This is a genomic window from Ruminococcus sp. 5_1_39BFAA (assembly GCF_964240875.1).
Taxonomy (GTDB): Bacteria; Bacillota; Clostridia; order Lachnospirales; family Lachnospiraceae; genus Blautia_A.
In genome coordinates this window covers 98,237-110,183 of record NZ_CAXSVO010000005.1, presented here as the reverse complement: position 1 = coordinate 110,183, position 11,947 = coordinate 98,237, and the positions used below count along the sequence as shown (strand labels likewise).

Annotated in this window: 11 protein-coding genes; 3 read left to right on the top strand and 8 right to left on the bottom strand. The window is 45.3% G+C overall.

Features of this window, described 5'->3' with window-relative positions; translation table 11 throughout:
• Nucleotides 1-15: 15 nt before the first annotated feature.
• The gene (rffA, locus tag ACESZH_RS08645; protein ID WP_373214322.1) at nt 16-1,164 is read right to left on the bottom strand and encodes a dTDP-4-amino-4,6-dideoxygalactose transaminase; all 1,149 of its coding nucleotides are present in this window, start codon (nt 1,162-1,164) and stop codon (nt 16-18) included.
• Nucleotides 1,165-1,516: 352 nt separating this feature from the next.
• On the opposite strand from rffA, the gene ACESZH_RS08640 reads away from it, so the two are divergent.
• The 3 genes from ACESZH_RS08640 to ACESZH_RS08630 are packed head-to-tail and all read left to right on the top strand — an operon-like array spanning nt 1,517 to nt 4,751.
• The gene (locus tag ACESZH_RS08640) at nt 1,517-2,497 is read left to right on the top strand and encodes a glycosyltransferase family 2 protein (protein WP_373214323.1); all 981 of its coding nucleotides are present in this window, start codon (nt 1,517-1,519) and stop codon (nt 2,495-2,497) included.
• Nucleotides 2,498-2,520: 23 nt separating this feature from the next.
• Nucleotides 2,521-3,498 (top strand): hypothetical protein, encoded by a 978-nt coding sequence (locus ACESZH_RS08635; RefSeq protein ID WP_373214324.1) that lies wholly within the window; start codon nt 2,521-2,523, stop codon nt 3,496-3,498.
• Nucleotides 3,495-4,751 carry an ATP-grasp domain-containing protein gene (locus ACESZH_RS08630; RefSeq protein ID WP_373214325.1) on the top strand — a complete coding sequence of 419 codons (1,257 nt, stop codon included), beginning with the start codon at nt 3,495-3,497 and terminating at the stop codon, nt 4,749-4,751. The genes ACESZH_RS08635 and ACESZH_RS08630 overlap by 4 nt, the downstream gene beginning before the upstream one ends.
• Before the next feature lie 145 nt (nt 4,752-4,896).
• On the opposite strand, the gene ACESZH_RS08625 is transcribed toward ACESZH_RS08630, so the two are convergent.
• From ACESZH_RS08625 to cdaA, 7 genes are all read right to left on the bottom strand, one after another.
• On the bottom strand, nt 4,897-5,235 hold the full coding sequence (locus ACESZH_RS08625) for an EamA family transporter (protein WP_373214327.1): 339 nt from the start codon (nt 5,233-5,235) through the stop codon (nt 4,897-4,899).
• Nucleotides 5,228-5,599 carry an EamA-like transporter family protein gene (locus ACESZH_RS08620; RefSeq protein ID WP_373214329.1) on the bottom strand — a complete coding sequence of 124 codons (372 nt, stop codon included), beginning with the start codon at nt 5,597-5,599 and terminating at the stop codon, nt 5,228-5,230. Before ACESZH_RS08620 ends, ACESZH_RS08625 begins: the two co-directional genes overlap by 8 nt.
• Nucleotides 5,600-5,604: 5 nt before the next feature.
• Nucleotides 5,605-7,167 (bottom strand): GH25 family lysozyme, encoded by a 1,563-nt coding sequence (locus tag ACESZH_RS08615; protein ID WP_373214331.1) that lies wholly within the window; start codon nt 7,165-7,167, stop codon nt 5,605-5,607.
• Between the two features lie 171 nt (nt 7,168-7,338).
• Nucleotides 7,339-9,477: a L,D-transpeptidase family protein gene (locus tag ACESZH_RS08610; RefSeq protein ID WP_373214333.1), complete on the bottom strand. Its 2,139-nt coding sequence runs from the start codon at nt 9,475-9,477 to the stop codon at nt 7,339-7,341.
• A gap of 30 nt (nt 9,478-9,507) precedes the next feature.
• Nucleotides 9,508-9,771, bottom strand: coding sequence for an HPr family phosphocarrier protein (locus ACESZH_RS08605; RefSeq protein WP_373214335.1), 264 nt, complete (start codon nt 9,769-9,771; stop codon nt 9,508-9,510).
• Between the two features lie 12 nt (nt 9,772-9,783).
• Complete coding sequence (locus tag ACESZH_RS08600) at nt 9,784-11,079, bottom strand: YbbR-like domain-containing protein (protein ID WP_373214337.1); 1,296 nt, start codon at nt 11,077-11,079, stop codon at nt 9,784-9,786.
• Nucleotides 11,054-11,944 carry a diadenylate cyclase CdaA gene (gene cdaA / locus ACESZH_RS08595; protein WP_373214339.1) on the bottom strand — a complete coding sequence of 297 codons (891 nt, stop codon included), beginning with the start codon at nt 11,942-11,944 and terminating at the stop codon, nt 11,054-11,056. Before cdaA ends, ACESZH_RS08600 begins: the two co-directional genes overlap by 26 nt.
• Between the last annotated feature and the right edge of the window lie 3 nt (nt 11,945-11,947).

Genomic DNA, 11,947 nt, shown 5'->3' with positions numbered 1-11,947 from the left:
GTAGCTTTCCAGGGACTAAAAGTTAAAGGAAAGAACCCTGTTCGTAATGTATTCCACATCCTCCATAGGCAGGTTATAAAACATGGGAAGCCTGAGCAGTCTCTCACTTTCCCTGGTGGTATACCTGTCCTCCCCGTGAAAGCGTCCGAATTTCATTCCTGCCGGAGAGCTGTGCAGAGGGATATAGTGGAATGCGCTGTAAATATTATTCTCTTTTAAATAAGATATCAAACGGGTTCTTGTCTCTAAATCCTTCACCTTCAGGTAGTACATATGGGCGTTATGCTCTGTCTCCTCAGGCACAAGGGGGCGTTGGATATAACCTCTCTCTTCCAGGCATTTTAAATTTTCATGGTAATAATCATAAATCCTCCGCCGCTTGCTGTTGATCTTCTCACTTTCCTCGAGCTGGGCGTAGAGATAAGCCGCATTCATTTCACTTGGCAGATAGGATGAACCGTAATCGATCCAACGGTATTTGTCCACCTGCCCCCGGAAGAATTTACTGCGGTCTGTGCCTTTTTCCCGAAGGATCTCCGCCTTTTCCTGATATGCGGCATCCTGGAACACCACGGCGCCTCCCTCTCCCATCGTATAGTTTTTTGTCTCATGGAAGCTGTAACAGCCGAAATCCCCAATGGTTCCCAATGCCCTTCCCTTGTAAAAAGCGTTGACGCCCTGGGCGGCATCCTCCACCACCTTCAGGTTATGTCTGCGGGCGATGTCCATAATCGTGTCCATCTCGCAGCCCACACCAGCATAGTGAACAGGCACGATAGCCTTTGTCCTGGGAGTGATGGCATCCTCGATCAGCTTTTCGTCTATATTCATCGTATCGGGGCGAATGTCTGTAAACACGATTTTGGCTCCCCGGAGCACGAAAGCGTCTGCTGTAGATACAAAGGTAAAAGAGGGCATGATCACCTCATCGCCTGGTTGAATGTCTGCCAGATAAGCAGCCATTTCCAAAGCATGAGTGCAGGAAGTTGTCAAAAACACCTGGTTCACCTGGAAGCGCTCCTTCATCCAGGCGGCGCACTTCTTCGTGTATTCTCCGTCGCCGCAGAGCATTCCTTTATCTACTGCATCCTTTATATAGTTTAATTCCGTTCCCACAAAAGCGGGCTTGTTAAATGGAATACGCGATCTTTCACGTTCTGTCATAGTTTATCTGTTAAACTCCATATTTGCTGCGTTTTATACAGTTCATTATACTACAGTTCCGGCATCTGCGCACAGGCGCACGTCTAAACTGTATTTCATTTTCTCACAATTATCCAGCAAATTCAATCCTAAATTTGCTTTCCCCTATAAAAAGTGATATAATGTGAACACTTGATGAGCGCAAGCCGAGAGGCGCACCGCGAATCTAGTGAGAACATATACCTGGACACTTAGGGAATGCAAGCCGCAGGCGCAGCATGAGCTTAGTGACCACGGTATAATCATGAAAAACAATCCGCGGACAGGCCATAGCTTCTGCCCGTCAATTCACCTGAATAAGGAGGAACAAACAATGAGTTTATATTCCATCGTAGTTCCCGTGTACAATTCCGAGCATACGCTGGAAGAATTATATACCCGCCTGAAAACTGTTTTTGAGGATACTGTCCATCAGGACTTTGAACTGATTTTAGTGGACGACAGTTCCAAAGACAATTCCTTTGCAATCATGGAACAGCTCCACCAGCGCGATCCCCGCGTGAAAGCCATACAGCTTGCAAAAAATTTCGGACAGCATCCCGCACTTCTCTGCGGCTTTTCTTATGTAAAGGGAGATTTTGTCATTACCATGGATGATGACCTCCAGCATCCGCCGGAAGAAATCCCCAAGCTGATCCAGGTTATGGACCAGAGAGATGATGTGGATGTCATCATTGCAAAATATGCCAACCGTCATCACAATTTTATCCGTAAAATGGGCACACGCCTTTCCGTCTATGCCACGTCCAAAATGCTTCATAAGGACCCCAGCCTGGAGATTACCAGTTTCCGGCTGATGCGGCGGTTCATTATGGATGCCATTGTACAGAATACGATCCATCTGCCCCAAATCGGAAATCTCCTGGTGCAGACCTCAAACCGAATCATCAACGTGGAAGTGCAGCATGATGCCCGCAAATTCGGTCACAGCGGCTATACCTTCCGCCGCCTGGTAAAGGATCTGATCTACGACATCACTACCAATTCCTCTTTCCCGCTGATCGTGGTAAGGGATATTGGTGTCGTAAGCTTTGTTGTCAGCATCTGTCTTGCCATTTATTATCTTTTCCGGTACTTTGCCTTTGGCGTATCGGTGGAAGGCTTTACCACCACTGTGCTGCTGATCCTTGCATACAACGGCCTGATACTTCTTGGCATCGGCATCCTGGGCGAATATCTGATGCACGTACTGGACGAGGCAAAGAAAATGCCCCATTTTGTAGTTCGGAGGGCTGAAACCGAAGACAATCGGACCGATGAGAACAAAGAGGACAAGGCAAAAGAAACCGCATAATTTTCGAAAGGATACTATTATATATGAAGGAAATCGGCGGATATTTTCAAATGGAACCCCTTCCCGGGAAGGAATATCACCAGAACCTGCTCCGTCTGAACCTTGGGCGCACTGCACTTCTCTATGCTTTGCAGGAGCTAAAGGTTCAGATTCTCTATCTGCCCCGCTTTATCTGCGATTCAGTAACGGCAATCTGCGAAACCTGGGACGGAACGGTGAAATGGTACCCGTTGGCAGAGGATTTTCTTCCCGCCAGGGATTTTGAGCCGGAAGCAGGCTCTTTTGTCTATGTGATCAACTATTATGGACAGCTTACGAAGGATAAAATTCTTTATCTGAAAGAGAAATACGCAAACCTTATTGTGGATCACACCCACGATTTTTACCAGAAACCTGTGAAGGGTGTTCCAACCCTCTATTCCTGCAGGAAATTTTTCGGTCTGCCGGACGGAGCCTATCTATATCTACCCCAAAAGCCATCTGATTATGAAAAACTTCCGCTGGACAGCTCTGCGGCGCGGATGTCCCACATTCTTGGGCGCTACGAACACAGTGCTTCTGACTATTATCAGAATATGCTGGATACAGCAGAAAGCTTTTACCAAGAACCTGTAAAACAAATGTCACCGCTTACCAGAAATCTGCTGTCCGGAATTGATTATGAGAGCGCTGCCATGCGGCGCCGGACAAATTACAGGATTCTGGAAGACCATTTAGGGAACTTTAATGGAAAAAAGTTTTCTGCACCACAGGTTCCTTTTGTTTACCCTTTTTATACAAACAAAGCTGCTATCCTGAAAAAATCTCTGGCAGCACAGAAAATATTTGTTCCTACCTACTGGAATAATGTGATTGCGCAGTGTTCCTCCGACTGCCTGGAATGGGATTTTGCTTCTCATATTCTTCCCCTGCCTGTGGATCAGCGGTATTTGCCTGCAGATATGGAGCGGCTTGCCCGGGTTCTTTTGGAGCAATTACAGGAAACAGGAGGTTCCTTATGAAAAAAAGGCTTTTAATTCTGGGTTCCCTCAGAGAATTCATTCAGCTTATCGAGACCGCTAAGGCACGCGGTTATTACACCATTGTGGTTGATGGCTACAAAAACAGTGAGGGAAAGGCCCATGCCGATAAATCCTATGATATTCCGCCTGGCAATATAGATGAAATTGCGCGGCTTTGCAAGGAAGAGCAGGTGGATGGAATCATCACCTCTTTTTCCGATTATCTTTTTGAGTGCATGGTGAAAATTGCTGCAAAGGCTGGCTTGAAGTGCTATTTTTCCCCGGATAAGCTGGATCTTTACAGAAACAAATATAAAATGAAAAAAATGCTGGATCAGCTTGGGATTGCTACGCCCCATTTTACAACTGTGAACCGGGATTTCCCGGATCAGGCGCTGGATGGATTTGCTTTTCCTGTTGTGGTGAAACCGTTGGATAAATACGGTTCGAGGGGGGTTCTCGTTCTGGATTCTGTTCAGCAGGTCCGTCAGCATTTTGATTATGTTTGCGAAACCTCGGACATTAAGGAGCTGCTTGTGGAGGAATATCACGATGGATATGAGTTCAATATGATGACCTGGATTCTGGATGGGCAGGTACATGTTTTGAGTATTGCGGACAGGGAAAAGACATCCATTGGGACACAGGAGATTCCCATCAGTACCAGAAATGTTTATCCTTCCAGGCTGATCGATCATGTTATAGACGAAGCCCGTCAAGTGTTGCAAAAAACGGTGGAATATACCGGGCAAAGATCAGGACCTCTTTCTATGCAGTTTTTCTGGAAGCCGGGCACTCCTGTGTCGGTATGCGAGATTGCGGGAAGATTTTTTGGCTATGAGCATGAGCTGGTGGAATACTGCAGCGGACTTGCTGTGGAGGAGCTTCTTCTGGATTATGTGTATCAGGAGGGGGAGCTGCGGAAAAGGCTTTCTGCGCATTCTCCTTATTTTTCCAGGTGCTGCGCAGTTCTGTATTTTCATGGAAAAAACGGAATGGTCGTGGATGATCAGTCACAGGCAGAAAAGCTTGCAGGGCTTCCGGGTGTGAAGGAGTATTGGGCTTTTTATGAAAAGGGGGAGGAGATTGTTCCCCATGGAAAGAATCCTTATGTTGTGCGGTATTATATTACCTGTAAGGACAGGGAAGAGGCTGATCGGCTTACTCGGGAGATATTCCATAACATAGCGGTGCTTTCTCCGTTGGGGGAGAATGTGCTTTATGAGGATAGGATGCCGGGGTATCCAGATTAAAGCGAGGGGGAAAGCTCAGAGAGCGAAGGTCGCATTCCCCCTCGCGCACCCCCTTTTGGCCCGCTTGTTTGACGGGATGGATTGGATGCGAACATTATATGGAATAAGAATCATGATGGTGGGTTATTGGCATTGGATATCTTGCTTATCCTAATGTGTAGATGAAAATGCCGGTCATGATTAGGAGATTGCCGATTACTTTTCCTTTTGTGAATTTTTCTTTTAGTATGAAATAGGAAAGGAGCATTACGAATACGTAGCTGAAGGTGTCGATTACGGCTCCGTATTTCATGTCTACACGGGTGTAGGCATATGTGTTTAGGAGGAGTACGCCTACGAAAATGGCGTAGGCGGTGATCACACGCCAGTTCAGGTATTCGAAAATTGGGTGTTTGTATTTTTTTCCGGCGCTCTGTTTTAGCAGTAGCTGGGAAAATGCGGTGAAAAAGGTTCCCGCGAACATTAACAGCATGTATTTATTCATATTTCTGCACCACCAATACTCCTGCAAATACGATTATCAGTCCTATAATGTTTTGTACGGTCAGCGTCTCTTGGAAGATCAGTATGGCCCATACTTGGGTCCAGATCAGGTAGACGCTTTTGTTGGCGTAGGCAACGCTCAGCTCGAAACGGCTGATGATTTTCTGCCATACCAAGGCATAGATAAAACAGTTCAGCAGCATCAGAAACAGGAAAAGATATAGCTTCCAGCCGTAAATACCGTTTTTGTTAAACTCCCCTGATGCCAGCTTTGTGAATACGGAGGTAAAGGAAAACAGAAGGACGGATAGATGCAAAAAAATGTAATCCTTCAGGCTTCCCTGCCTATTTGTTGTTTTTTCCATGGCGCTTAATTCTTATACTGCTTTGTGCAGACGCCGTATTTGTTGAACACAGATACAGTGCCCTTTGAATCTGTCAGTGTTACGCTTTGGGCACGCACTCCTGCATTGGTGCCTTTTCCCTGATAGAAATAGTATTTCTTCCCCTTAATGGTATGCCAGCCTTTATATGCTTTGCCGTTAGAGCCGAAATAGTATGTCCTGTTTTTGTTGTTTTCTTTTATGGTTACGAAAGTATTCTTTACGCGGACGCCATCGCTTCCATAATAATAGATGGTTCCTTTGGCAGTCATCAGCTTATAATTCGTACACATGTAAGCGTTTTCTGTGTCAAAATAATAGTATTTTCCATTCAGCTTATAACTTCCCTTTACCGCCTTTCCGTCACTGCCGAAATAATATTTCTTTTTGCTCTTTGTTACAAGCTTCTTTGTTACACGGACGCCTTTTTTGTCTACATAATAAACATCTCCGTTTACTTTCACCAGCTTGCTTTTCAGCATGGCTCCATTGCTGGCGCTGAAATAATAATACTTACCGCTGATTTTCCTCCAGCCTGTGATCTTCGTACCGTTTTTATAATAATAGGTTTTGCCGTTTTCCGTGACCAAACCCTTTTTCAGTGTAGTATCAGGATATAAGGGCTGTGTTGCGGGAACATACCCGGACTGTGGTTCCCAGCGGGGTACAACTTTCGTGGTATAATCTGTAAAGCCGAAGTTCATATCCACATCATTGCTTGTTGGAATACCAGCGACTAAGCCCTTTGTAGGATTTAACCCAACCTCTTCATTACCGTCTGTACACTGCCAGATAGTATAAGCATACTTACTGCTGTCAGGAGCATCAATCGTATCACCATAGGAAGCAATCCACACATCCAACCCTGAACCAGCCAGAAGGCTCCAATCCACATGATTGTTATACCAGTTCAGATTCATGTAAAGCATAGGCGTATAGCCAGCTTTTCTCACCTCATCGCAGAAGGTAAGAGCGATTTTGGTGATGGTAGCTTTAGGGAGCTTTCCCATGGATGAATCCTCCAAGTCAAACACTACCGGATACGAAACCTTTTTGCCCTTCATCTGCTGAATGGCATACTGAGCCTCCTTTAAGGCTGTTGTGGTATTTGTTGCCAGACTGTATACATAAGTTCCCACTGGAACGCCTGCCAATTCAGCCTGCTGCATGTTGTATTCATAGTATGTATCAAGATGATTTAAACCATAGGAGATACGCACAAAGGCAAAATCCACATCCGAACCTTTCACCTTCTGCCAGTCAATTTTCCCCTGCCACTCAGAAACATCTATTCCTCTGGTGATCGCTCCCGGAATTACTTTTCCGCTTCCGTTATAGCACACACCATTTATTTTTTTCCATGCGTTTTTAGAAACCTTTGATTTTGTGCTGGATGCTCCTACATTTGGGACCAACTCCTCCGGAGCAACATTATCACTTCTGTCATAAGGCCTCGACTCTGCTTTTACCGTTGTCTGTCCTGCCATAAATCCTGCCCCCACAACAGCAGTCAACAGTAATGCCGATAACCAGTTCTTCCACTTTTTCATTTGTTTCCTCCTGCCTTATTTATTAACTTTTTCCCTCTGCATTTGTTAAAAAAATGTTACTTTTATATTATACATACATGTATGTGAAATTTCAATGAAATTATCAGGATTTCCTTCAAAAAAGAGCCCTTCGGAAAATCCGAAGAGCTCTTTGATTCTCAAATAACATTATTATACAACAGCAGGATCCGTAGGATCGAAATATCCGCCGTTTTTCTGGCCTTGCAGAGGTGCCAATGCCCTGCGGCCCAACGGTCCCTTAAAGACCTCATCTGCATGATAGGTACCGTCAAAAATTCTGATTCTTGAACCGTTGCAGTGGTCGTATACCCATTTTGCATCGGCTACACAGGTACGGATACAGCCGTGAGATGCGGGATTTCCCAGCAGATTGTAACCAAAGGTAAACAAATTATAGCTGTTTGGCTGGTCACACGCTATAGAGTGGACGAAAATACCACCCTGTCCTGCTCCGTCTACATGGCTTCCGTACTGACCCCAGGATGGCCCCATCAGACTCTGCCATCTTCCTGCTCTTGACAGGTAATAGGTTCCCAGGGGAGTAGGGCTCTCCGGCAGACCAACGGAAACACGAATGGATTTTACCGGTACAGTCCCATTTTCTGCGTATACTGTCATAACATTGTTTACACGGTCAACCTCAAGAGTGTAAGGTCCTGTATATTTGGAAGTCAGATCATTGATACGATATCCGTTTTTATCAAAGTAATAAAGCTTACCATCAATCCATCTGGAGGTGTTTGTTAAAAATCCTTCCTTATCAGGATTCAGATATTTAACCAGGTTCTTCGAATTATCTATGATAACCCACCCGGTAGTAAATCGTCCTGTATTATCCAGATAACCATAAGTGCTGCCTTTTTTAATATAGGTATTCTTTACTGCAACCATATTTTTGAAATAATAGTAGCTGCCGTCAATCTTCTGCCAGCCGCTGCTGCGGAGAACACCCTTGGAGTTCGCATAGTAGGTTTTCTTTTTATAGGTGACCATCCGGCCCTTAACCATTTTTCCGGCTCGCTTCTTTGATGTTGATACTTCAAAGAAATAGCTCTTGCCCTTAATCACTGTGACTCCGCTGGCAAGCCTTCCGTCCTCTTTAAAGTAATAACCGCTTTTTGTCAGCTTATTGACATAGTGAGCACCCTTTTTGTTAAAGTAAAACCATCCATAAAATTTACCGTTGCTTCTGGTGACTTTCTGCCAGCCGGTTTTCTTCTGTACTCTTCCTGCTTTTTTACCAAAATAGTACAGTCTGTTTCCGGCGCCCGGACAGCGGTGCCAACAGTTTTTCCAGGTCACCCTTGCGCCGTTTGAGCCAAAATAATACTGATACTTTTTATAGGTTATCATTTTGTCCTTATAAATACGGCCTTGGCTGTCTGTAGCATAATAAGAGCCATTTTCAGCTTTTACCATAGTCTTTCCGGCAATGATATAACCATTTTTATCAATCAGGTATGTAGCATCTCCCTTAAGCTTATCAAGATCTGTGGCAATCGTACCGTGAACATACAGCTTACCCATATCTGCCGGGTTCTGCTCACCGGAATCATAACAGAGCCACTGCTCTTTTCCCGCAGTAGTTACGCAGCGCCATCCCTTCCGGTACATTTTTCCTGTAATTCCTAATTCATCCGGAGTTGGGTCAAAATAATACGTTGCCGTCGTACCATTTACCGACAGAGTAATGTCACCTGTTCTGGGTGCCCCATTTCCATCCAGACAGTAATACTCATTGTCAATCTCATAGTACCCTGTATATTTTCCCTGAGATACAAGGAGCGCATCCACCTGTGCCATTGTCATTTCATTTCCGTCTTCCCCATAATAGCAGAAAACCTTTGCCTCGCTGTCCCATTTCCAGCAGTTGATATTCTCCTGCTGTACAGCCCCTGCATCAGCAGGATTGGTCTGTGTTTCATCATCAGCAACACCGTCATACATTCCAATGTCTGCGCCGTCCGGCTCCTGATAAACATTATCCTCCCCTGATGTAAAGCCATCTTCAATAAACGTTTCCTCCGGAATCTCCTCCACCGGATTCTCCTGAGTCGTTTGGGTCGTTTCTATTTCTGTTTCAGGAGCCTGCGTATCAACAGGCACTTCCTGCTCTGTCTCCTGTTCCGCAGCAGGTGTTTCTGTATTCTCCGCAGTAATCTCCTCTGCAATTGCTTCTGCTGTAAAATCTGCTGCCAACTCCCCGTCCAAAGCGGCAGCCCCTGCCTCCAGCGGAGCTGACAGGCACAATGCTGTTGCCAGCAATGCAGCAACTAATCTCTTCCTCAATTTATTCCCTCCTAAATAGAATCGTGTTCCTTATTCTCCCAGTCCGCCCTCGATTGCCGCAACCAGGTTTTCCAGCGCTTCCTTTTCATCTGAGCCTTCACAGAAAATCTCAATCTCATCCCCGCATTTCACGCAGGCTCCCAGCACACTGAGCACACTTTTTGCATTTGCAGTGCCATCTGTGTACTGAAAAGTAATCAAAGATTTGTATTTCATAGCTTCCTTACACAAAATCCCAGCAGGACGTAAATGAAGTCCTGATGGGTTTTTTACTTTTACCTTACAGCTTACCATAGTATCACTCCCCTATCCATTATTCTCTTCCGCATTTGATATTTCGGATATTGTAACATCTGTAGTCACGTCCTCCAAAAGCTCATATCCTTCCGGCAGCTCCACTTTTACAGGAATCTGGTAGCTTCCTTCCGTCATATCCTTTAAGTCAACGGACGCTTTCACATCCTCCACATCAAAATCGTCAATCTCGCCTTTCACAGCCTTTACCCGGATTTCAATCTTGTCGGTGCCAAATGCCAACTGAAGATCTTCAGGTATGTTTTCTACCTTTACCTCATTAGACAACAGGCCGTAGGAACGACTTCCCTCAGGCAGAATGCTCACTCTCACCCAGACATCCTCGCTGGCACCGCTGGTCAGCTTTGTGTTCTCCGGCAATACGTCCTTCAGGCTTACCTTCTCCTCAATATCGCCTGTCTTTCCGCTGATATCAATGCTGTCTCCGCCGATCCACAAAGTATTTTCATTCTGTCTCAGGCTTTCAAGCGCTTCATCCGTTCCCGCCAGACTTATGGTATCCGGAACAGTGGTAACACTGTCAACATAATATCCGTCAGCCGGTTTTCCTGTATATTCTCCCTGGATCTTGACCTCTGTCCTGATTTTCCAGAACCTGGTGCTGACAAGAACTTTGGAATTATCTATGGTCAGATAAGCCATTCTGCTAGAAAAAGCATCCTGGTTTTTATCTGTAATAGTAAGGCTTACATCTTCTGTAAAGTCCTCAGTTTTTCCCTCCACGCTTACCGTGGCATTTACTTTATCTATTTTATTAATCAGAGACTTTGGTCCTGTAATCTTCACTTTCTCAGGGCTGGCAATCTGAGCCCCTACTTCATATCCTTTTCCCGGCTTGCTGTCGCCATAGTTTACATTTACCAGGAATTCCTGGGTAGCTTTTTCTTCAAGATGAACGCTGAGATACTGAGGTGTCACCTCGATGTTTCCGGCAGAAATCCCGGGACAGGAAGCAGTAATGGGAACCATCACCGGATCCGTATCCAGGCTTACAGCCTGCTGGAGATCAGCAGTCACGGTAATGTCTGAAGCAGTAATCCTGCTCAGAGTCTTTCTTTCCCCGGTAATGGTTACACGCACAGGACTCGGGTCATCGTCCTGCAGGCACATTTTATTTGCGCTGTCTACATAGGCGGTGTTCAGCACCTCCACACTCTCTCCTTGAATGGTAATGTTTTTCTGGCTGATCGGGTTATCTACATTTACCACGATGATCCAAACCATAATACCAACAAGCAGTGACATGATCTTTAAAGGGATGTTATCGGTCAGTTTTCGCTTCTTCATGTTTCACTCTCCCTTTCAGCAGGTAACGCAATCTACTGTTGTTTACAACTTTTTTGTTCTGAGCTTTTACGAGAGCCTCCCTCAGTTCGGAGCTGTTTACCCCGCTGGCAAGCCTTCCGTTCTGTGCGACTGATATCTTTCCGGTTTCCTCGGACACGATGATCGTCACAGAATCGCTGACCTCACTGATTCCCACACCTGCTCTGTGACGGGTGCCAAGCTGTTTGCTCAGTTCCATATTATCCGAAAGCGGAAGATAACAGGTTGCAGACACAATACGATTTCCACGCACAAGGACTGCTCCATCGTGAAGAGGTGTATTATGCTCAAAAATATTAATAAGAAGCTGGCTGGTAAGTACAGCGTCCACATTGATCCCTGTCCGCTCGTACTCTGTCAAACGAATATCCTGCTCCAATACGATCAGCGCTCCGGTCTTGACCTCAGCCATATCAACGCAGGCTTTTACCAGCTCGTTTACAGTTTTGTCTGAAAAACGCTCCTGCACTTCCTTTCCTGTATCAAAAGGAATGATTGATGCCATGATCTTTTTTTGTCCGAGCTGCTCCAGAACCTTCCGCAATTCGGGCTGAAAGATAATGACTACACTGATCAAAAGAACATTTGCCACTTTATTTACGATCCACAGGATCGTATTCATTTTAAAAATAGAAGCAAGCAAAATAAATCCCAGTACAACCAGGATGCCCTTCAGAAGGGTGTATGCCCGTGTGAATTTGATCCACACCATAAACTGATAAATGAAGAATGAAATCAGGAAGATTTCTATCACATCCGTAATGCCCAGACTAGGCAAAGACAGCTTGGACAGATATCTTGATATTGTAACTGCTATATCCTGCATAGC

Bases quoted from the DNA above. Each gene is read 5' to 3' on its own strand.
- ACESZH_RS08640 (WP_373214323.1), top strand. From the start codon at position 1,517: ATGAGTTTATATTCCATCGTAGTTCCCGTGTACAATTCCGAGCATACG.
- ACESZH_RS08625 (WP_373214327.1), bottom strand. From the start codon at position 5,235: ATGAATAAATACATGCTGTTAATGTTCGCGGGAACCTTTTTCACCGCA.
- ACESZH_RS08600 (WP_373214337.1), bottom strand. From the start codon at position 11,079: ATGAAGAAGCGAAAACTGACCGATAACATCCCTTTAAAGATCATGTCA.
- ACESZH_RS08605 (WP_373214335.1), bottom strand. From the start codon at position 9,771: ATGGTAAGCTGTAAGGTAAAAGTAAAAAACCCATCAGGACTTCATTTA.
- cdaA (WP_373214339.1), bottom strand. From the start codon at position 11,944: ATGCAGGATATAGCAGTTACAATATCAAGATATCTGTCCAAGCTGTCT.
- ACESZH_RS08635 (WP_373214324.1), top strand. From the start codon at position 2,521: ATGAAGGAAATCGGCGGATATTTTCAAATGGAACCCCTTCCCGGGAAG.
- ACESZH_RS08615 (WP_373214331.1), bottom strand. From the start codon at position 7,167: ATGAAAAAGTGGAAGAACTGGTTATCGGCATTACTGTTGACTGCTGTT.
- ACESZH_RS08630 (WP_373214325.1), top strand. From the start codon at position 3,495: ATGAAAAAAAGGCTTTTAATTCTGGGTTCCCTCAGAGAATTCATTCAG.
- rffA (WP_373214322.1), bottom strand. From the start codon at position 1,164: ATGACAGAACGTGAAAGATCGCGTATTCCATTTAACAAGCCCGCTTTT.
- ACESZH_RS08620 (WP_373214329.1), bottom strand. From the start codon at position 5,599: ATGGAAAAAACAACAAATAGGCAGGGAAGCCTGAAGGATTACATTTTT.